Raw genomic sequence first — 20674 nt, 5'->3', positions numbered from 1 at the left:
GTGTTTCAAGACGCCAGCCGGCTTTTGTCGTTTTAGGGACTTAAAAACCTTTTTTCTTGCCTCTAGCCATCTAAAGCAGTTATCTTTGAAGACTATCCTAAACCATGAGTCAATCTGATGCGCATCGCAATACCCCTATATAAATCCTTGTTTTTAATTACCTTTTTGCTGTCGGTGACGGGCCTTTCGGCACAGACACAGCGTTATGTTTATGAAAAAGGGATGATGGGATCCCCTTTTGTACTCACTTTTTATGCCAGCTCCGATAGTCTAGCCAAATGCGCAGCTGACAGCGTTTTTAGCCGTATCCAACAGCTCAACGACTCCTTGAGTGATTATCGGGATGGAAGTGAAATTAATAAATTATCGGCCACCGCCGGCACCGATCGTTGGGTGGATGTTAGCGATGATTTATATCGGATACTAGAGATTTCTCAGCAGTTCAGTGTCCAAACAAAGGGTAGCTTCGATGCTAGCCTAGGGCCCGTAGTACAGATATGGCGCCGGGCGGTTCGGAAAGAATACCTGCCCGAAAAAAAAGATATACGAGAGGCCCTGGACCGTACGGGATATAAAAAGATTCTGTTCGATAAAGAGAACCGACGAATTAAGTTGGTACAAAAAGGAATGCGCCTTGATATAGGAGGATTAGGAAAAGGCTATGCTGCCGACCGAGGCATGGAAGTGATGCGCCACTTTGGAATTACCGCAGCCTTGATCGACGCTGGAGGGAAACTAGCCATCAGCGATCCACCTCCGGGAAAGGAAGGATGGAACGTGGCGATATCTACGGGTCGTGATTCCGTAGGGACTGTTACCTTATCCCATGTAGGCGTAGCCACCTCGGGCCCTACTTACCGTTTTCTCAAGATTAATGGTACGATATATTCCCATATTCTCGATCCCAAAACGGGGATTGGGCTGTTGTACAATGTGCGTACGACGGTTATCTCGCCCAACGCCACCGATGCCGATGTGTTGGCCACCGCCTACAGCGTGACGGGTATCCGTAAGGGTAAGAAATATGCCCGTAAGTATTATAAGGATACCCTAGTGTGGTTAGAAGAGTCCCGAAACGGGCATGTAAAAGAATGGAATACGATACTCCCTTAGGGGTGTATGAGCAGGTCTCGTTCAAAGCTTAACGGTTAGTTAATAGCCCGAGGAAAGTATATATGATGGAGTACACCGATCTTCGCCTTTTATTGATGATTTTCCACCCTTTTTTATAATTGCATATGAAGTTTTTTCGACTGTGTTTAATCCTTTTGTCGTTGAGTAGCTCGGTATTAAAGGCCCAAACACCCCAGACTTATACCCCTGCCAACGCCCATTCTCATAACGATTATGAACAGCAGTTCCCCTTTGAACTGGCCTACAAGCAAGGGTTTGGTTCTATAGAAGCCGATGTATATGCGGTGAACGACAGTCTTTTTGTGGCTCATGACCGCAAAGATATTCGTTCCGACCGCAGCCTCATCAGCCTTTATTTGAAGCCTATCCACGATTTACTCCAGCAACATCATGGTAAAATTTATAAAAATTCGGATCAGGAATTACAGCTATTGATCGACCTCAAAACTGATGGAGCCCTAACCATTCCTATTCTGGTAAAGGAATTGAAAAACTTTCCGGCCCTTACGGCTCCTGGCTGCCCCGTCAAAATTGTACTCAGTGGGAGCACTCCCGCCCCCGCCGATTTTGATCAATATCCCGATTATATCCTCTATGACGGCCGTCCGGAGATAACCTACACCGCTAGCCAGCTAAAGCGCGTAGGGCTTATCAGCCAGGCTTTTTATAAATATTCCAAGTGGAATGGCAAAGGAGTGCTGACCGACGAGGATAAGCGGAAAGTCAATGAGGTGATTGAAAAGGTGCATAGTCAAGGGAAAAAGATTAGGCTATGGGCCACCCCTGACGCCGTCAATCCCTGGAAAATGCTGATGAATCTGGGGCTTGACTATATTAATACCGACCATGTGCAGGAGTTGGGAGCGTATTTAAAAGGAAGAGAAAAGGCCGAGTTTACCAACGCCGTCCCTCATAGCCTATATACCCCTACCTATAAGAATAATGATCAACGAAGCAGGGTTAAGAATGTGATATTGTTGATTGGTGATGGCATGGGCCTCGCTCAGATCCACGCCGGCCTGACGGCCAATCATGGTGCCTTGAATCTTACTCAGTTACTTAATATTGGATTTTCCAAAACCGCCTCCGCCGATAGTTATATTACCGATTCGGCGGCAGGAGCCACTGCTATGGCCACCGGGCATAAGACCCATAACCGTGGCATAGGCGTCGACGCAACTTTTAAAGCAGTGGACAACTTACCCGAAATGCTAAAAAGCAAGGGTGTTAAAACGGCTTTGATCTCGGCAGGAGATATTACGGATGCTACTCCTGCGGCCTTTTATGCCCATCAGCCGTTTAGGGACTATAACCGGCAGATTGCTCACGACTACCTACGCTCCCCGGTAGAGATCCTGATAGGAGGGAACTATGACCTGTTTCATCGGGAGAAAGTATTGGATTCTCTGCAACTGATGGGCTTCCAAACCTCTAACCGTTGGGCTGACTTACCTAGCCTGAAGGCCCCCTTCGTCCTACTTGACGACTCCAAAACCACTTCCATTCAAAAGGGACGGGGAGACTTCCTTTCCTCTGCCTTCAAGGCCAGTGTCGATCGGCTCAAGACCGAACCTAATGGGTTTTTCTTGATGGCCGAAGGCGCTCAAATCGACTATGGTGGCCATGGCAATAACGTAGGGTATGTAGCCTCCGAAATGTTGGATTTCGATACGTTGGTAGGAGAAGCACTACGCTTTGCCGATACTAACGGCGAAACCCTCGTGGTCATTACCGCCGACCACGAGACGGGAGGCCTTACCTTGCTCGACGGCGATTTTGAGAAGGGGTACGTCGACGGGCAATTTAGTACCAACGACCATACGGCCATTATGGTCCCCGTGTTCGCCTATGGTCCCCATAGCCTGGACTTTAGAGGGGTTTATGAAAATACGGAGATCTTCCAAAGAATTAAAAAATTACTGCTTCAGAAATAAGCTTGCTGATCTAGCCCTGAAAGGGCCTAATTTCCCCCTGCACTGCGCCGGCCTTGTGCGGGGAAATTAGGCTTGAGAAGGCTCCAGGACGGTTTGGCCAATAAAAATATTGGTAATTCTTTCCTCTGGTTTTTATTCAGCCCTCGAGGATGCGACTTCACCTCCTCGAGGGCATTTTTTGGATAGGGGGCTAAGCGGTTGCATATGATCGATACAGCCCCCGATTTTGATGGCCTTGCAGCCCGATTCTTTATATACTCATCCCAAATAGAAATGGAGATTTGCATCCATGATAGCAATAATTAATAGCTGATCGTACTTCGTGCTGAATACGATGTACAGATCGTTTGATACCCAAGATTGCCTCAAAGCTATGATGCTAGGCCCATTAAGGGTTCTTTTTCATAAAGTTATAAACGGCTACGATTGCAGCCCCAAATGCCGCTCCGATTACAATATTAATTTCTGATTTTTTATTTTCCGACATGATTATGACTGTAGCATATGGACATGCATAGGCCGATCATTAGCCGTATCGACCTTAGTTCTTAGAAGTTCATCGATATGAGGAGCATCGACAACTTAATGGCTCAAGTTAATATTTTTAGCGTAGAAAGACCCCTTTAATTTAGTTTAACCAAAAGAAAATACAATAGATCATCCCCAAATTGAAAGCGGCATGGCCAAGGATAGCTCCCCAAATGGAGCCTGATTTTTTCTTGAAGAGGTAAAACACAATACTAACCATAAACATACTGATCACCCATAGGATGGTGGGGAAAAGTAGGAAGTTCCATTCATCGTGGATGAATATTAGTCCAAAATGCGCAATATGTGTTAGAGCGAAAGCCATACCCTCCATGATAGCGGCTTTTGAGTCTCCAAAGGAATGGGCCAAACTCCCATGTACGATTCCTCTGAAGAATAACTCTTCTCCGATAGGGCTGAAAATCATACCTGTTATGGCCATAATGGCAAATAGGGTTAATTTGTCCGATGCCGTAATTCCAGCTGAAATATTGTAAGATTTACCGATATAGACATACCAATTACTGATGGTGTCCGAATAGGCCACTTCGCCTAAGAAGTAGAGCAGGATGCTATAGGCGAGCCCTGAAATAAAGGCCATAAAAAGCCAGTGGTATTTCCTGGGCCTAGTCAGGCCGATAGTTTTAAGGCCGTTTTTGTTTAAAAAAATAAAAGGAGCCAAAGCCGAAATGACCATAACCAGGCCGATAAAACCATAGTTGGCCGTTTTATTAGCATTTAATACCAGGAGGAAACGAGGAATGCAGACTATTAAAATCAAAAAAAGCCCGAATCGCCAGTTCATGGTGATATGTCTTTGCCAAAAGGGTCTTAATTCGTTTTTCATATTCCGGCTGCTGCTATTAAATGTTGGTAAGAAACTCCTTTTTCGTAATCCATCGGTCAAGGACTTAATACCAGGAGGTGGAGTCCTTGCAATGATACCAAATTTCTCCTGATAATCCAGCTTGTCAGTTTATGGCTTATAGTTTCTGGGAAGGGGTATCATTATTTGTTTATATTTAGCTCATCATGGGGTAACCTACTTCCTGCAATTTTGCAGTACGATGAAGGTACTACGAAACATCATAATCTCCCTGTTGACTGGAATACTGTGGCTTGTGGTATTGCAGTATTTTTTAGGCAATCGGTATACATTCGCCGATCAGGCGGCATACAAAGGGGATAGCCTCTTTAACCCGTACCAAAGGATAGATAAACCCGAATGGCTTAAAGGGAATTTTCATGCCCACTGCCATGCCTGGAATGGAATTACCAATGGGCATGGAAGTGCAGAAGAGGTACACAGGGCCTACGATTCTCTGGGGTATGCCATTCATGCCCTCTCCAATTATCATGAAATAGATACTAGCTTACATCGGAGGCCAGCCTATATTCCGGCTTACGAGCATGGGTATAATATTCAGAAAACCCACCAGCAAGTTTTGGGTGCCAGGGCCATCTTTTGGAATGACTTTATTTTTCCCCAAACCGTACATAATAAGCAGTCAATTCTTGCAGCACTTCAAAGAGACCCTCAGGCCGTGATCGTGCTGAACCATCCTTCAAAACGGCAGGGTTATACTTTAGAGGACTTAAAAGTGCTTACCGGATATCATTGTATGGAAGTGGTGAGTGCCGCTGCGAAGTCGTTTGAGGAATGGGATACGGCCTTGTCGTCGGGAAAGCGGGTGTATATTATAGGCAACGACGACCTCCATAATGTCCGTACTGGCGATCGTCTCGGGAGGGTTTGTACCATGGTATATGCCCCCACGCAGCGTCAGGAAGATATCCTCACCGCCCTCAAAGAAGGGCGTGCGTATGCCGCTGAAATAGGTGCCGGCCAAGACCCCTACCGAGTCCCCGCACTACTGGGCTTGAAAGTGCACGCCGATACCGTGTCGGTGGTGTTGACCGACACCGCCCAGGCGATACGTGTGATAACAGAAAATGGACGTCTGTGGAAGTCCTTCGCCCATTGCCGTGCGCTTAGTTTCCGGGCCGATACCACTCATGCCTATTACCGGATTGAAGCGCAGTTTGAAAATGGCACCGTTCTATATTTTAATCCGGTGTTCTATTCGGAAGGAACCTCCCCAGCTACTATTACGGCTAGCATCCGCCCAGTTGCTACTTGGTGGCATCGAGCCATAGGGCTGCTTATCCTCTTGGGCTGGTTGTTGTTGGTGAAAAGGCTTTGGGGGCCGGGAAGCAAGCGGGGATGGGGCAGGGGGCGTCTTCAAAGGAGTGAGTGAAAACGAGGATTCGGAGGGCTGGTTGGGGATACTTTGTTGATAATCTTCCTCATATAAGGTCGTTATTGAAAAAGGGAATTATGGAAAAGGTCTGGTTACCAGACGATTCGTAAGGTTAGCATCCTATTTGTAGGAAGGTGATCAAAATAAACACCATCGTATGAAAATATCGAATCATCAATTATTTTTCCGCTGGGCACCTTTGTGGATACTGTTTGGCTTGGCCATCATTCAGTCTTGTAAAAAGGATCCGCACAATATGACGAAGGAAGAACTTGAACAGAGTCTTTCTGAAGGAAAGACCCATCAGTCGTTGTTGGAGTATGCCGCCCTTTCAGGAATCGATACCAGTTCATATACTACTAAAGGGGCACCTATCTTCGGATTGTTGGAGGAGCTAGCCTATGGCCATAAACCGGAACTGAGGTATATAGCGAAGACCTGGCCGGCCGATACGGCCCGTTTAAGGGACGCTGCCGAGGAATTGTTGAAAGGGCAGACGGTTCCTAAGGTTATGTCCTGGCTGGAGCCTCGTTTCTCGGCCTACCAACACCTCCGAGAAGCCTACCAAAACAGGCTCAAAGCTGGGGATACGCAAAAGGCCAACCTTATTGCAGCGTCATTGAACGCTTATCGCTGGATGAACCGACAGTCGCAAGGTGCTCCAAGGCTGGTGCTGGTCAATATTAGAGGTGCTTACCTGAAAGCGCTGAATACGGACGGGAAGGATGAGCTTTACATGCGCACGGTGGTAGGAAAAGGGGCAACACCGACGCCTACCATGGATACTTATGCAACGAGCATCGTTACGCATCCCTATTGGAACGTCCCCAAAAGTATAGCCCTCAAGGAAATGTTGCCTAAAGTGCTGGCCGATGAGTCGTATCTGTCCAAAAATAACATTCAGGTGATTGGCGAGTCGGGGGAGGTGGTGGACCCGTCAGATATCAATTGGAAAAAAATAGACCGGAAGAATAGTTTTCCTTATCGCTTCCGGCAAGATACCGGCGAAGATAACTCATTGGGCTTGTTGAAGGTGGAAATAGAAAACCCTCTGGCCATATACCTACACGATACTAATGCCCGGTATTTGTTTGGGTCGGACCAGCGTTGGCGTAGCCATGGTTGCGTAAGGGTGCAGTCGCCTGCTGAGTTGGCCAATTTTATGGCGGGCCATCAGCTACTTCAAAACGATTTCTTTACAGAGCCCGACACCACTGCGCAGCCACCAAAATGGAATAAGCTCAAGGAAAAGATCCCTGTCTTTCTGCTTTACCTCGGTGCCGATACCGACCAGAATGGTAGGGTCGTTTATATGGAGGATGTATACCGTAAGGACGATTCCGAAGGCTGATCGTTGGAAAGCTGCGATTGGATGGTAGCTAGCAGTTTGGAGCCATTCAGGTACGCTTTATCCTTCGAATAAATAAATAGTCCGGCACCGTTATAAAGCAGCTTGATTACTTTTTTATGATCCTTCAGTGAGATGGCCGGACAGCCCAGGCTACGGCCTAGTCGACCGGTATTTTTAATGAATGATTCGCTCACATAGTTGGCACCATGCATCACAATGGCGCGTTCGAAGGCCTTGTCATTAATTCCTTTTTCGAGGCCTTCGAGGCGTAGCGATAGCCCATGCTTTCCTTGATAGGTGCCTAAGGTTCGGTAAAAGCCTAAGCTCGATTGGTAGGACTCATTGGCGTTGGAAAACTTGCGGGCATATTCATTACCCGAATTCCGTCCATGGGCCACAAAGGTATTGACCAAAAGCTTTTTCTCGTTCATGTCTACAATATAGAGCCGTTTGCGGGTCGAAGACTGACTAAAATCGGCAATGGCCATGATGGGACTGGTAAATTTCATTTTTTGAAAGCCATACCAAGCATAAGCGAAGGCGGTTGGGGAGAGCCCTTTGTCGGCTAAGTCTAAGGAGTCATAAAGTACTTGCCATTCTGCCACGTTGGCCCGTAGGCTATCGGTCGGGCTGGACTGGGCATGATGCGGAGCGGGGGCACTATTAAAAGATTGGATGGCTTTAAAACCAAAAGAAGCACTTAGGATAAGAAATGAAGCTAAATATACCAGACGGATCTTTGTCATTGAAACGGATTTATATGCAATAGTAAATTGTAAAATAATAGGGTGGATTGCCTATAAAGTATTGGTAAATAAGTAGATGTCGAATGAAGATAACGGAAGTGATTCCGAAATGTTGCTGCCAAAGTTTAAAATTCTTATTGGCTAACAGTCATTTAAGACTGAGAGGTTCCCTTATGTGCCCCAAACTTGCAAATAGGGTTTTGGTGGATATGGAACTTGATAAAAAGGGATTATGTTCCTTGTACGTTTGACATACCATCCCTAAATATCGCAATTCCATGGAAGATCTTAAGTTCCCTATTGGCCGTTTTCAATTTAAGGCCGACTACACGCCTGCCGAACAAGCGGAAATCTTTCAAACCATCGAAACCGCACCGAGGTTGTATGCCGAGCTTACGGAAAACCTCGATGCCGATCAATTACAAAAAACGTATAGGGAAGGTGGATGGAATATTCAGCAGCTCGTCCACCATGTTGCCGATATGCATATGCTGCATGTAGTTCGCATGAAAAAGGCACTTACTGAGTCGGACTATAAGGAGGCTACCATGGTGAATATGGATGGCTGGGCCGCTACCGCCGACGCCACAAGCGCCCCCATTGCCGACTCATTGGATATACTCCGAGGCGTGCATCCCCGCTATGCTGCTTTAGGGCGCTCCATGACGGACCAACAGAAGCAAATCGCCTATTATCATCCTATCAGGAAAATCTCCTACAACCTTATGACTGCCTTTGCACTGACGGCCTGGCATTCGGAGCATCATTTGGCCCATATCAAGATCGCTTTGGGATTGTCTCTGTGAAATAATAATTTTTTTATTTATTATTGTAACCGAACACTATATTTATCCCATAACACTAACTATCTCCCATATGGTAACTTTATTATATTTGGGCTTAAGTACTTCCGAGCTATCGTTGATTCTGATTCTTTTAATAGGCCTTTACCTGGTTGCACTGACATTGCTAGCGATGCAACCTGGAAATTGGAAAATGAAAATGGTTTGGGTCTTTATGATTTTTTGTTTCCCTATCGTGGGAAGCCTTCTTTTTATTATGATGAGGGCTTTCTGGTCCGGTCGTCTGCAGACACAGATGCGATGATTGGAGAGATAAAAAAATCCCCCATGGTTCATTGCTGTTCCATGGGGGATTTTTTGCTTATAAGCGTGCTAGCAGATCCGACAATTGGGCATTGAGGCCCTGTATTTCCTCGGTGCTAAGGTTGATATCCATGGCTGCGGCATTTTGAACGGCTTGCTGGGCGTTTCTGGCTCCAGCCAAAGCGATGGTAATGCCGGGTTGTTCGATGGTCCAGCGCAACACCAGTTGGCCTAAACTCGCCTTTTTCTCTTCGGCTATGGGACGTATCGAGTCCAGAAATTCATTGATTTTAAGTAAGTTCTGTTCCTGGAAAAAAGGGAGATTGGCCCTATGATCATTTTCTTCGAAGGCGTGTCCTGGCTTTATCTTACCGGTCAGAAGTCCCCTTTCCATAGGGCTATAAGCTAAAATACCCTTATTAGTTTCTAGGCAATAGGGTACTGTTTCTGCTTCTATATCCCTCTTAAGCATGCTGTAAGGTACCTGATTGGACACGATGTCCACGTATTTGGAGGCTTCGGTTAGCTGCTCCACATTATAATTGCACACGCCTGCAAAGCGTACCTTGCCTTGTTGAATGAGCTGTGCTACGGCCTCCATAGTTTCCTGGATAGGGGTGGTGCTTTCAGGCCAATGGATCTGATACAGGTCTATATAGTCCGTCTTTAACCGGCGCAGGCTGTCCTCACATTCTTTGATGATGCTCTCCTTGCCGGCGTACTTGTAGATATCGATATCCTGGCCCTCATTGTTTTTGCTGTGCATGCCGAAGTCTCCTTTTTGAAGGTCCCAGCGCATGCCGAATTTGGTAAGGATTTGTACCTTGTCGCGGGGGATGCCCGCAATGGCTTCGCCCACGATCTCCTCGCTGAGGCCTTGGCCATAGATGGGAGCCGTATCGATAGAGGTGACACCGGCATCGAACGACTTCTGAATAGCCTCTACGGCTTCTTTTCTTTCGGTTCCTCCCCACATCCAGCCTCCAGCCGCCCAGGCGCCAAAAGTGATCACCGATAATTCTAAAGATTCTTTTTGGGTACCAATTTTACGGTATAGCATTCTAGTAGGTTTAGTTGAAATAGATATTTCTGAATTGACTCAGATAACCTCTCCAAAAACCGTTCCTACCCTGCGATTAGTTCCTATTCGCCCAGGTTTTAGGCCTCCTTAGCTGTAAACTCTCCGCAGTTTTATATTTTCGACAGGCCGGATGATCAGGGGTATCTTCTCGATTTTTACCGAGCTACTATCCAGCCCAAACCATTTGTCTTCGGGGGTGGTAAAGTCCTTGACAAAGAAATAGGTCTTCATCACCAGTTGTTCTATAAAGGGAAGGTCGTTTTCGAAAGAAAGGAACCTTTCTAAAACGACGAAGCGGAAATCGCCGGTGATGTTCTGCCTGTTAAGGGACTCGTATCGGCTGGTAATATCCACCTCCTTGTTGAGCACCATATCCTCGACTACTTTTCTGAAGAAAAGGTTGATGCGTTGCTCGACTCTAAATCCTAAGCGGAAATTGATTTTGATGATATTGTCGTCGGTATCCTCATCGCTGAGCACTTTATACTCCATGGTGTAAGGGTCGTCGGTGGTGTCGACGTGTATAAACCAGTAGACATCGGCACGCTTAGGACGCTTTTGGAAAATAGAGTAAATGATCTTTGTTTCTATTTCCGATGGCTTGGAAGCATTGGTCATAAACACCAAATGGGTAGCATATTTAGGGATGCTAATATCTCTGCTGAGTTCATGAATAGCGGGGAGGTAATTCTCCAGCTTGGTGTATTCAGTAAGTCGGAGTTTAATATAAAAGGCACGAAGCCAGACCGTCATCAGGGAGGCAACGATAGTCGCCATCAAGATGGTAAACCAGCCGCCGTGGGAGAATTTCAGTAAGTTGGCACCCAAAAATGCCCCTTCAATACTCAAATAGAGCAATAGAAACAGAATGACCAGATAGATGTTGACCTTTTTGATGTACAAATAATAAGACATCAGCAGGGTAGTCATGACCATGGTAAGGGTAATAGCCAGGCCATAGGCGGCTTCCATATTGGCTGATTCCTTAAAATATAGGACTACCGCCATGCAGCCCAGCCATAGCAACCAGTTGATACTGGGAACATAGAGTTGGCCTTTTTGATTACTAGGGTATATCAACCTTACTTTTGGCCAGAAGTTGAGTCGGATGGCCTCGGAGATCAGCGTAAACGACCCGGTAATAAGGGCCTGGCTAGCTATCACAGCTGCTAGAGTGGCGATGCCTACTCCAGGCAACAGCCACCAGTCGGGCATGATTTCGAAAAAAGGCTTGCGGCCCGACAGTAGGGTGCCGGTTTGGGTCAAAAGCCAGGCGCCTTGTCCTAGATAGTTGAGAATAAGCGCACTTTTTACCATCACCCAGCTCACCCGAATATTGTCTTTTCCGCAATGGCCTAAGTCCGAATAGAGTGCCTCGGCTCCTGTTGTACAGAGGAAAACGGCTCCTAACATCCAGAATCCACCTGGATGCTCGGCCAGTAAGGTGTAGCCATAAAGGGGGTTGAAGGCCTTAAAAATTTCGGGGTGGTGCATGATCTGGCTGACCCCTAAGATGGCGAGCATCGAAAACCAGATCACCATGACCGGTCCAAAGGCTTTTCCTACCACCGTGGTTCCAAAGGCTTGGATCAAGAAAATAATGGTAATGATCGTCAGTACGATGGGGATGATCTGAATATGCGGGTAGATAATCTCCAGCCCTTCTACAGCTGAAGATATTGAGATGGGCGGGGTTATGATCCCATCGGCCAACAGGGTGCTACCGCCCAAAATAGCGGGAACGGTGAGCCAGCGGGCATTCTTTCTGACCAATGCGAAAAGTGCGAAAATTCCCCCTTCTCCACGGTTGTCGGCCCTCAGGATCAGAATTACGTATTTGACGGTAGTCTGTAGGGTGAGGGTCCAGATGATACAAGACAGAGACCCAAAAATAATTTCTTCCGAAATAATCTCATTCCCTATAATGGCCTGCATCACATAGAGTGGGCTGGTGCCTATGTCTCCGTATATTATACCAAATGCTATGAGTAGACCAGCGGCCGATACCTTATCGATTTGATGCTTCGATTCCATGTACTAGTTTTGATAATGGGGGCGAAAGTTAGGAAACCATATTCAAACATAGTAATTCATGCCGGAAAATTACTTTTATACATTCATAATCTTCTATATTAAAGTAACAAAGAGCAAATAAGCGTTCAATCCCATGATAATTAGGGAGACAGTCCAGCTCAGAATCTTTAGAACCGAAGAGTTGGCAAAAGATCCCATGATGGTTTTGCTGGAGGTAAAGAATACCAGAGGCACTACCGCAAAGCTAAGCTGTAGGGATAATATGACCTGGCTAAAGACCAAGAGTTCGGCCGTGCCACGTTCGCCGTAGATCATCGAGACGATCAGGGCTGGCACAATGGCAATAGCCCTGGTGATGAGCCTACGCATCCATGGCTTCAGGCGGATTCTTAAAAAACCTTCCATTACGATTTGTCCTGCCAGGGTTCCTGTTAAGGTGGAACTTTGACCGGACGCCAAAAGGGCTAAGGCAAAACAGATGCTCGCTAGGCTTACGCCCAGGATTGGGTCGAGTAGGTGATAGGCATCGGTAATATCGGCCACCTCGAAATGACCATTATTATGGAAGGCTGCCGCCGCCAATACGAGAATGGAGCCATTGATAAAGAACGCCAGTGCGAGCGAAGCAGTGGAGTCGATGGTGGCAAACTTAATAGCTGATTTCTTGCCTACATCATCCCGGCGGAAGGCGCGGGTCTGTACGATGCTGCTGTGCAAATAAAGATTGTGAGGCATTACCGTGGCTCCCAGTATTCCTATTGCAATGTAAAGCATACCAGGGTTGGTAACTATTTCCATTTTTGGGATCAACCCTCCAGCCATAGCCGATACGGATGGCTGACTCACAATCATTTCATACATAAAGCACAAGAGGATCAGCCCCATTAGGCCGGCCACTATGCTCTCAATAATACGAAAACCACGCTGTTGGAAGTATAAGACGATGAGTACGTCGAATACCGTGAAGAATACCCCCACGGGTAGTGGTAGGCCGAAAAGAAGGTTTAGGGCTATGGCCGAGCCAATCACTTCGGCCAAGTCGGTGGCTGCAATGGCTATTTCGGCCAATACCCACAGGATCATGGACACAGGCTTAGAATAATAGTCGCGGCAGGCCTGGGCCAGGTCGCGCCCCGTAGCAATACCCAATTTTAACGCCAAATGCTGCAAAAGCATCGCGAACAAATTAGAAATTAGGATGACCGTCAGGAGGGTGTAGCCGAATCGGGAACCCCCTTCAATATCAGTTGCCCAGTTGCCTGGATCGATATAGCCAACGGCCACCAGCAAGCCTGGGCCTGCAAATGCCCTTAATTTTTTCCAAAAGCCTGCTCCTTCAGGGACCTCAATAGAAGAATGTACTTCGGGTAGAGAAAGGTGAAAATCGGTTTTTTTATCTTTAGTACTTATCAAAGAAAAAGAGTCGTTTGGGTTGTAATATAGTTAATGGCCAGTTAAATGAACGGGTTGGGGTTGCCAAAAACAAAGGTACATTATTGTTTAAATATATTTTTAGGTTTGTCTAAATTTTTTTAATTCTAAATAGTAAATTGTACTTTTGCGAATATCTGCCTATAACGGAGGTTTACAAACATGATTCAGAATTCTTTCACAGAAGAAAATTACCTCAAGACCATACACGCCTTATCGGGACGGGAGGGTGTGGAGGTGAGCACCAATGCCTTGGCTGAGAGCACCTCTACCCGTGCTGCATCGGTAACCGATATGCTCAAAAAGCTAGCGGAAAAGGGCTTGATCAATTACAAGAAATACCAAGGGGTTACCTTGACGGAAGTAGGGGAGAAAGTAGCCCTGAACGTCATCCGTAAGCATCGCCTTTGGGAGGTTTTCTTGGTGGAGAAGCTGGGTTTTGGCTGGGATGAAGTTCACGACATCGCCGAAGAGTTGGAGCACATTCCTTCGGACGTGCTGGTAGAAAAACTGGATGCATTTTTAGGACATCCCCGGTTCGACCCACATGGCGATCCCATTCCTGACGCCAAAGGCAACCTGTTGGATCCAGACTACCGTCTGCTCACAGACATTCAGATTGGTGAAAAAGTGTTGATGATGGGCGTCTTGGATCATGCCTCTTCCTTTTTGCAACACCTTGACCGATCGGGGATTACCTTGGGCAGTGTTTTGGAGGTACAGGATATAAACGAATATGATAAGTCGGCAACTGTACAAATTAATGGAGAAAGAACGTTATTTGTAAGTCTGGAGGTTTCTAAAAATTTACTCGTTCAACGCCGCTAAGACTTAGCACTATATGAAAATACTGGATCGTTATTTGATCAAAAACTTCCTGATAACCTACCTTTTTGTCGCCTTCGTGATTGTACTCATCATTTGTATGATTGACTACACGGAGAAAGTCGATGATTTTTTGGAAAAGGATGCTCCACTCAACGCCATTATCTTCGATTACTACCTCAATCTGATTCCCTACTGGATTAACTATATTAGTCCCTTGATGGTCTTTATTGCCACGGTATTCTTTACGTCTCGTATTGCAGCACGTACCGAAATCGTGGCCATGCTAAGTAGCGGCATCAGCTTTATGCGGATTCTACTGCCCTATATGGTGGGGGCTGTAGTACTAGGTGCCCTTACCTTCGTACAGGTTGGGTGGATATTACCGATGGCCAATAAGGTCCGAAATGGGTTTGAGAAGACCTATGTAAAGAGTGAGTTTTATTTTAGTGGCCGAAATGTGCATATCACCATCGCTCCCGATGTATATGCCTATTTGGAAAGTTATAATAACAGCACTAAAACGGGTAATAAGTTTACCATGGAAACCGTGGAGGGGACCAAGCTCAAACAGAAACTGTCGGCAGATAAGATCGTGTGGCAGGAAGATAAGGGCAAATGGCTATTGAGTAACATCCAGGTTAGAACGTTGGATAGCTTAAAAGAAAGCATCTCTTATCCGGCAGATCAAGATACTACGATCAATCTTTCTCCTAAGGACTTCGAAAGCGATTATAATCTTTTCGAGACCTTCACCTTGCCAGAACTGAATAACTATATCGATCTACTTAAAAGCAGGGGAGCCGATGGTCTTGAGGTGTATATGATCGAGAAATATACCCGGTTTACTCAGCCCTTCGCCATCCTGATTTTGACTGCCATTGGAGTCATCGTATCGGCACGGAAGAGCCGCAGAGGGGTGGGCTGGCAAATAGCCTTAGGGTTTATGTTGGCTTTTATATACATCCTGTTTTTCCTGCTTTCGAAGGGGGTGGCCGAAGCCGGTACTATCAATACCCTTTTGGCGGTCTGGTTACCCAATATTGTCTTTTCTTTTATTGGCATGCTTCTCTATAAAACTTTACCTCGTTAAGCGTCATGTTGGAATCTGGGAATATGCGCTCCTACTTGCATCTTCATTTTTTGGTGCTGATATGGGGCTTTACCGCCATCGTAGGGTTGCTGGTGACGGTATCTCCGGTGGTCTTAGTCTTGTACCGAACGGCGGTATCGGCCTTGGTGCTTGGCCTCATACTATGGTTTAGGAAAAAAGGCTTTAAGGATATAGGGTGGCGCAAAGCCGGACAGCTCCTATTAATAGGCACCTTGTTGTCGGCCCATTGGATGTTGTTTTTTGCCTCAGCACGCATCGCTACTGCGTCGGTGTGCCTGGCTGGCTTAGCCACCACCTCATTATGGACCAGTCTTCTGGAGCCTCTGGTATACCGCAAGCCCGTGAAGGCCTTGGAAGTGGGCTTGGGGGTTTTGGCTTTTTCGGGCTTGTATTTGGTATTCCGCTTCGAGCTCGACCATGCCTTGGGGTTAGGATTGGCCTTGCTGTCGGCCTTGCTAGCCGCTATGTTTACTGTTGCCAATAGCAAATTGGTGAAGTCACAGTCTGCCATGGTCATTACTTTTTACGAAATGATAGGAGCCAGCCTGTTTTCCTTAGTTTTTGCCCTGTTCGCCACGCTACTGCACTGGACGGAGAATACCGCATTATGGCCTCAGTCTGGCGACTGGATCTGGATCCTGTTCTTGGCATTGGTTTGTACCGTTTATGCTAGCACCATGGCCACTCAGCTCATGAAGCAGTTTTCCGCCTATCTTATTAACTTGACTATCAATCTGGAACCCGTATATGGTATTACCTTGGCTTTTCTGATATTTGGCGAAAAAGAGAAAATGACTCCTGGTTTTTATGCAGGTACTGGGGTGATTATCCTAGCCGTGGCGCTTTATCCCATTATTAATGGCATGGTGATGCGTAAAACTCACCGAAGAAACCGCTCGTTAAGTTCCTGATAGTGGCCCTAAATGGTTGAGCCTTAGGGATTGTTCTGAATTGATTATAAGGTTTTTATAATTCAATCGGGATATTTCTTAAATCCAATGGACATATCTCCTATTTTTGCGCTGCCAAACAATCAAACTATACATGAGTGAACCGCGACTGCTACTGGTAATACCCTGTTACAACGAGGAAGCGATTCTGGAAATGACTTACACCGCCTTATGCACCTATTATGCCAATCTGAAGGCAGAAGGAATCATCGCTAAGGAGAGTAAGCTATGTTTTGTCAATGACGGTAGCCGGGATAAAACCTGGGAAATCATAGAGTCGCTCACCCTACGCGACTCCCAAGTGATCGGCGTACAGCTTTCTCGAAATTTTGGACATCAAAGCGCCATTATGGCCGGGCTGGAGAGTCAGCTCGACTCCTTCGATTGCTTTATCACCATCGATGCCGACCTTCAGGACGACGTGCAAGCCATGACCGGAATGCTGGAGAAGTATAAGCAAGGGGCAAGGATTGTATATGGAGTGCGTTCGGACCGGGGTTCCGATAGTTGGTTTAAGCGTTCCACCGCCGAAGGCTTCTATAAGCTCATGCAAAAAATGGGTGTGCCCGTTGTGTTCAATCACGCCGACTTTCGGCTAATGGACCGCCGGGTGTTACAGGAATTAGGTAATTTCAGAGAAATAAATCTGTTTTTGAGAGGCGTGGTGCCGCTGATAGGCTTTAAGAGTGAAAAGGTATTTTACAGCAGGCTCGAACGACAGGCCGGCGAAACGAAGTACCCACTCAATAAAATGTTGCTTTTTGCCTGGAATGGTATTACATCTTTCTCTACCTTCCCTATGCGCCTGGTGCTGTATTTTGGGTTTTTTAATTTCTTGGTCGCTATGGCCATTGTGATGTATATACTTTTTTCTTATATGATCGGCTACACCGTTCCGGGATGGACCTCCACCATGTTGCCGATTACCTTCTTTAGTGGTTCCAATATGATAGCCCTTGGGCTAATAGGGGAGTATATCGGCAAAATATATGAAGAGGTAAAGGGACGCCCTCGTTACATTATTGATAAAATTATAAATGAATAAGCTATACAAAAAATACAGAGTCGTAGGAAACTGGATCAACGTGGGCATCATGGCCACCGTTTTACTGCCGTTACTCTTTTTGGCTCGCTTCAACCACCCTTCTCCTGCCGACGACTATTGCTATATCGATACCGTATTTAAATATGGGTGGTTAGAAGCCATGAATTACTACTATTCAGGCTGGACAGGGAGGTATTTTGGAATCTTACTCAACCATTCCAATCCCTTGCTATTTCATTCTGTCCTAGGATTTAGGGTGTTATCGGTGCTGTTGCTCCTGACGGTGGTAGGCACATTATATGTTTTGATGCGTCACCTCACGCCTACTTTGTCCCGTATGGCGCATTTGGGCTTTGCAGGAGTGCTGTTCTTCCTTTATATCCTTAATATGGCCTCCGTAGTAGAAGCCTATTATTGGATGGCTTCTTTCGTTACCTACACGGTGCCTAATATACTCACGCTCCTGTGGTTGGTATTGGCATTGCGTTGGTATCGGCAGGATTCGCCCAAGCCACGTAGGCTGCTGGCCTTTGTGGCCGGTTTTATGGTGTTTGCTGTAATCGGTAGTAGCGAAACCAACCTTTTAGTCATGGTATTGCTGATTGGCACTTGGTGGCTATACAAGCTTATTTATAGTCGCAAAGTGGATGGGTTTATGATCGGCATGCTGCTGACGGCCGTTGTTTCCTGTTATTTCTTTTTTACCTCCCCTGGCAATCAAGCCCGCATGGGTGCTAACCCCCTCGGTGGAGACCTTATGTTCTCCTTTATTTCAAGCTTTCAGAAAGTAGGCTTATTGTCTATCGATTGGGTTTTTAAGTCGCCTTTGGTGTTCTTTACTATTCTTTGGGTTTATATCTTATCGAAACTTTCGGCTGGGGCACGCAATTATTTTTCGTTGCCCATATGGATAGCCGTTTTGGGCTTTGTAGGAGTCGTTACGGCTCAGTTGTTCCCGTCCTACTATGGGGTAGGGATTGAGCCGACACCCCGAGTGGTCAACTGCGTATACTTTTTCTTCCTCTTAGGCTGGTTCTATGTGGCAGGGGTGATCTACCACCACTACCGTGTATATAGCCAAGCCCCATTCCTGCTTTCGGAGTGGCGTTTTGGGATGGTATATGTGGTGCTACTCCTGATGGTAGCCTTGGGTTTTTATCGTAGTGCCAATGTTAAGATGATATATTCCGATATTCTGTTAGGAAGAGCCGCAGCTTTTGACCGAGAGAATAATCAGAGATACGCCCTCCTTAAAGATAGCAAGGAAGCGGTGGTGTATTTGCCAGCCCTAAAGGTTCGGCCACAATCGCTGTTTGTAGAGGATATTAAGCCCGAAAAGGACCATTGGTGGAACAAATGCATGGCGGGTTATTTTGGTAAAGAGGCTATTTACATGATCGATTAAGGTGTTGACAAAAAATAAAAATATTCTCGGAATACTCCTCGTGCTTCCTGTGGTGGTGTGGCTCTTGGTCATCGCTCATTACTCGGTGGATGTCCCCTGGTACGACGACTTCGACCCCTTTCCCGATTTTCTGAGGCAGTGGATTCATAGTGAGTCGTTGGGCGAGCAACTGGCCCTGCTCTTACAACCCAATAACGAACATCGTATGGTGATTGGGAAACTGGTGGTCTTGCTGTATTACTGGCTAACGGGCACCTTGAGTTTCACCTTTATCCATTTCGCTGGCGCGGCATTCTCATTGGGTACAGCTTACCTTTTTTGGCGGTCGTTTAGCACAATGAAGCTGAAATGGTGGTACTTTCTTCCCGTCGTATTATTGCTCTTTCAGTTGGAGCATCATTTGGTATACCTATGGGCCATTTGTAGCTTACAGCATCAGCCTGTCGTTTTTTTTCTATGCTTATCCATGTTTTTGCTTTCCAAAGACAGGCTGCTATGGGCCATCGGGGCTGCAGTATGTGCCAATTATGCCATGAGCAACGGAATATTCGTATGGGTAGCAGGTGGGGCCGTTTTATTCTTAAAGTCGGATTATAAAAAATTATCTTTTTGGGTACTTGCTGGAGTGATATCTATCAGTTTGTATTTCCATGGCCTTACTACCATGGGCAACGAGGCTAGCATCGCCTATCTGAAGCAGTTTCCCCATTTGTCGGTCTTGGGGTTCTTTGCTTTTTTGGGAGGGCTCTTCGATTTATTCCCCAATCAGCCTATCCAAATCCGTACGGCATTACCTGTTCTGATGGGGCTGCTTATTATGCTTTGGGTGGTCCGATGGATATGGGGGATCTTTATGATTTGGCTTAATAAACAAAAAAACAAAAGGGCTCCGGGCGGTGACGAAGGATCTATTACCTATTTTCTGCTGGGCATCATGGTGTTCTTGCTAGTGAATGCACTGGTCATAGGCTTGCTCAGGCCTCGATTCGGCTTTTTTGTAATGGTGGTGAGTAATTATAAACTCTATCCAGCCCTTTTTCTTTGCGTAGCCTATCTTTCCGTTTTGTCGGGACAGCTGGCCCTTAGGTGGCGGCAATGGGGGATGGTCGTAGGCTTTCTATTGAGCGTCATCATCTGGAGCCTATCGGGTTACAGCTATTTGCCCGAAATTAGCGAAAGGAGCAAGTATCTCAACGTAAACGCTTGGAATCAGCAGCATAATGGCTTCGGCCTAGGGCATGTGCCCTATTCCGACGGGGCAGCCTATGTAGACACCCTCATGAAAGGAATGATCGAGGAGGGGGTTTATACCTATCCTGCTAGTATCGACAGAGTGGCTAACGCCGTGGGACGGGTACAAGGGGCTATTCCTAAAGACTTGGGCGTACAGGTATCGGTTGCGAACGACGAAATAGTGATTTTGGAGCCTAACCAGACTTATGACTTATCGAAAAATCATGGACAATATGTTTTTCTGCAAAACGATACCCATCGGTTCTTGTATAAGATGAATCAGAATCTCTATACAGGACGAAATATTTTTAGGATTTATGATAAAGGGGTGCACCTGATTCTCTCCATGAAGGATATAAAACCAGGAACGTATCAAATAGGCTATCTGGATCTGCATGGCTCCCAAGCGGAGGGTGGGGTCATCGAAACGATCCAGGTTCCATAGGAGTCTAGCCCGACCGGGAGGCATATCGATCCTATAAATTTCGTTAATGCC

Annotated in this window: 16 protein-coding genes; 11 read left to right on the top strand and 5 right to left on the bottom strand. The window is 46.3% G+C overall.

All coding sequences use genetic code 11. The features are described 5' to 3' along the window. Positions 1-117 precede the first annotated feature (117 nt). Both CLV98_RS15510 and CLV98_RS15505 read left to right on the top strand, forming a co-directional pair. Positions 118-1113, top strand: coding sequence for an FAD:protein FMN transferase (locus CLV98_RS15510; protein ID WP_109675527.1), 996 nt, complete (start codon positions 118-120; stop codon positions 1111-1113). 125 nt (positions 1114-1238) lie between these two features. After that, positions 1239-3068 carry an alkaline phosphatase gene (locus CLV98_RS15505; protein WP_109675525.1) on the top strand — a complete coding sequence of 610 codons (1830 nt, stop codon included), beginning with the start codon at positions 1239-1241 and terminating at the stop codon, positions 3066-3068. A gap of 628 nt (positions 3069-3696) precedes the next feature. Here CLV98_RS15505 and CLV98_RS15495 read toward each other — a convergent pair. Continuing rightward, positions 3697-4443 carry a CPBP family intramembrane glutamic endopeptidase gene (locus CLV98_RS15495; RefSeq protein WP_109675521.1) on the bottom strand — a complete coding sequence of 249 codons (747 nt, stop codon included), beginning with the start codon at positions 4441-4443 and terminating at the stop codon, positions 3697-3699. Between the two features lie 220 nt (positions 4444-4663). On the opposite strand from CLV98_RS15495, the gene CLV98_RS15490 reads away from it, so the two are divergent. Further along, complete coding sequence (locus CLV98_RS15490) at positions 4664-5854, top strand: CehA/McbA family metallohydrolase domain-containing protein (RefSeq protein ID WP_109675519.1); 1191 nt, start codon at positions 4664-4666, stop codon at positions 5852-5854. 160 nt (positions 5855-6014) lie between these two features. Then, positions 6015-7208 (top strand): L,D-transpeptidase family protein, encoded by a 1194-nt coding sequence (locus CLV98_RS15485; RefSeq protein ID WP_109675517.1) that lies wholly within the window; start codon positions 6015-6017, stop codon positions 7206-7208. Here the strand turns inward: CLV98_RS15485 and CLV98_RS15480 are convergent. Further along, positions 7166-7954 carry a murein L,D-transpeptidase catalytic domain family protein gene (locus CLV98_RS15480; protein WP_109675515.1) on the bottom strand — a complete coding sequence of 263 codons (789 nt, stop codon included), beginning with the start codon at positions 7952-7954 and terminating at the stop codon, positions 7166-7168. The two genes, CLV98_RS15485 and CLV98_RS15480, sit on opposite strands and share 43 nt — an antisense overlap. Before the next feature lie 278 nt (positions 7955-8232). Here CLV98_RS15480 and CLV98_RS15475 point away from each other — a divergent pair, with 278 nt between their 5' ends. Then, positions 8233-8760 (top strand): YfiT family bacillithiol transferase, encoded by a 528-nt coding sequence (locus tag CLV98_RS15475; protein ID WP_109675513.1) that lies wholly within the window; start codon positions 8233-8235, stop codon positions 8758-8760. Between the two features lie 358 nt (positions 8761-9118). Here CLV98_RS15475 and CLV98_RS15465 read toward each other — a convergent pair whose 3' ends face one another. The 3 genes from CLV98_RS15465 to CLV98_RS15455 all read right to left on the bottom strand — a co-directional run bounded on the left by CLV98_RS15465 (position 9119) and on the right by CLV98_RS15455 (position 13588). Continuing rightward, positions 9119-10120 carry an aldo/keto reductase gene (locus tag CLV98_RS15465; protein WP_109675510.1) on the bottom strand — a complete coding sequence of 334 codons (1002 nt, stop codon included), beginning with the start codon at positions 10118-10120 and terminating at the stop codon, positions 9119-9121. Positions 10121-10228: 108 nt separating this feature from the next. Then, positions 10229-12175: a KUP/HAK/KT family potassium transporter gene (locus tag CLV98_RS15460; protein ID WP_109675508.1), complete on the bottom strand. Its 1947-nt coding sequence runs from the start codon at positions 12173-12175 to the stop codon at positions 10229-10231. A 93-nt stretch (positions 12176-12268) separates the two neighbouring features. Further along, positions 12269-13588 (bottom strand): Nramp family divalent metal transporter, encoded by a 1320-nt coding sequence (locus CLV98_RS15455; protein ID WP_109675506.1) that lies wholly within the window; start codon positions 13586-13588, stop codon positions 12269-12271. Between the two features lie 180 nt (positions 13589-13768). Between CLV98_RS15455 and CLV98_RS15450 the strand changes: the two genes are divergently transcribed. The 6 genes from CLV98_RS15450 (at position 13769) to CLV98_RS15425 (ending at position 20623) form a co-directional block, all read left to right on the top strand. After that, the gene (locus tag CLV98_RS15450; protein WP_109675504.1) at positions 13769-14434 is read left to right on the top strand and encodes a metal-dependent transcriptional regulator; all 666 of its coding nucleotides are present in this window, start codon (positions 13769-13771) and stop codon (positions 14432-14434) included. A 13-nt stretch (positions 14435-14447) separates the two neighbouring features. Beyond that, positions 14448-15524 (top strand): LptF/LptG family permease, encoded by a 1077-nt coding sequence (locus tag CLV98_RS15445; protein ID WP_109675502.1) that lies wholly within the window; start codon positions 14448-14450, stop codon positions 15522-15524. Between the two features lie 5 nt (positions 15525-15529). Beyond that, entirely contained in the window at positions 15530-16456 is a 927-nt protein-coding gene (locus tag CLV98_RS15440) for a DMT family transporter (protein WP_109675500.1), read from the top strand. 133 nt (positions 16457-16589) lie between these two features. Continuing rightward, positions 16590-17540: a glycosyltransferase family 2 protein gene (locus tag CLV98_RS15435; protein WP_109675498.1), complete on the top strand. Its 951-nt coding sequence runs from the start codon at positions 16590-16592 to the stop codon at positions 17538-17540. Next, complete coding sequence (locus tag CLV98_RS15430; protein WP_109675496.1) at positions 17533-18945, top strand: DUF6056 family protein; 1413 nt, start codon at positions 17533-17535, stop codon at positions 18943-18945. The genes CLV98_RS15435 and CLV98_RS15430 overlap by 8 nt, the downstream gene beginning before the upstream one ends. Positions 18946-18949: 4 nt before the next feature. Continuing rightward, entirely contained in the window at positions 18950-20623 is a 1674-nt protein-coding gene (locus CLV98_RS15425; RefSeq protein WP_374755192.1) for a hypothetical protein, read from the top strand. Positions 20624-20674 lie beyond the last annotated feature (51 nt).

The organism is Dyadobacter jejuensis, from assembly GCF_003149085.1.
GTDB lineage: Bacteria > Bacteroidota > Bacteroidia > Cytophagales > Spirosomataceae > Dyadobacter > Dyadobacter jejuensis.
The sequence above is the reverse complement of the archived record's forward strand: the minus strand, read 5'-3'. Positions and strand labels throughout refer to the sequence as shown.

Coding starts and splice junctions, on each gene's coding strand:
- CLV98_RS15510 (WP_109675527.1), top strand. CDS start 118: ATGCGCATCGCAATACCCCTATATAAATCCTTGTTTTTAATTACCTTT.
- CLV98_RS15505 (WP_109675525.1), top strand. CDS start 1,239: ATGAAGTTTTTTCGACTGTGTTTAATCCTTTTGTCGTTGAGTAGCTCG.
- CLV98_RS15495 (WP_109675521.1), bottom strand. CDS start 4,443: ATGAAAAACGAATTAAGACCCTTTTGGCAAAGACATATCACCATGAAC.
- CLV98_RS15490 (WP_109675519.1), top strand. CDS start 4,664: ATGAAGGTACTACGAAACATCATAATCTCCCTGTTGACTGGAATACTG.
- CLV98_RS15485 (WP_109675517.1), top strand. CDS start 6,015: ATGAAAATATCGAATCATCAATTATTTTTCCGCTGGGCACCTTTGTGG.
- CLV98_RS15480 (WP_109675515.1), bottom strand. CDS start 7,954: ATGACAAAGATCCGTCTGGTATATTTAGCTTCATTTCTTATCCTAAGT.
- CLV98_RS15475 (WP_109675513.1), top strand. CDS start 8,233: ATGGAAGATCTTAAGTTCCCTATTGGCCGTTTTCAATTTAAGGCCGAC.
- CLV98_RS15465 (WP_109675510.1), bottom strand. CDS start 10,120: ATGCTATACCGTAAAATTGGTACCCAAAAAGAATCTTTAGAATTATCG.
- CLV98_RS15460 (WP_109675508.1), bottom strand. CDS start 12,175: ATGGAATCGAAGCATCAAATCGATAAGGTATCGGCCGCTGGTCTACTC.
- CLV98_RS15450 (WP_109675504.1), top strand. CDS start 13,769: ATGATTCAGAATTCTTTCACAGAAGAAAATTACCTCAAGACCATACAC.
- CLV98_RS15445 (WP_109675502.1), top strand. CDS start 14,448: ATGAAAATACTGGATCGTTATTTGATCAAAAACTTCCTGATAACCTAC.
- CLV98_RS15440 (WP_109675500.1), top strand. CDS start 15,530: ATGTTGGAATCTGGGAATATGCGCTCCTACTTGCATCTTCATTTTTTG.
- CLV98_RS15435 (WP_109675498.1), top strand. CDS start 16,590: ATGAGTGAACCGCGACTGCTACTGGTAATACCCTGTTACAACGAGGAA.
- CLV98_RS15430 (WP_109675496.1), top strand. CDS start 17,533: ATGAATAAGCTATACAAAAAATACAGAGTCGTAGGAAACTGGATCAAC.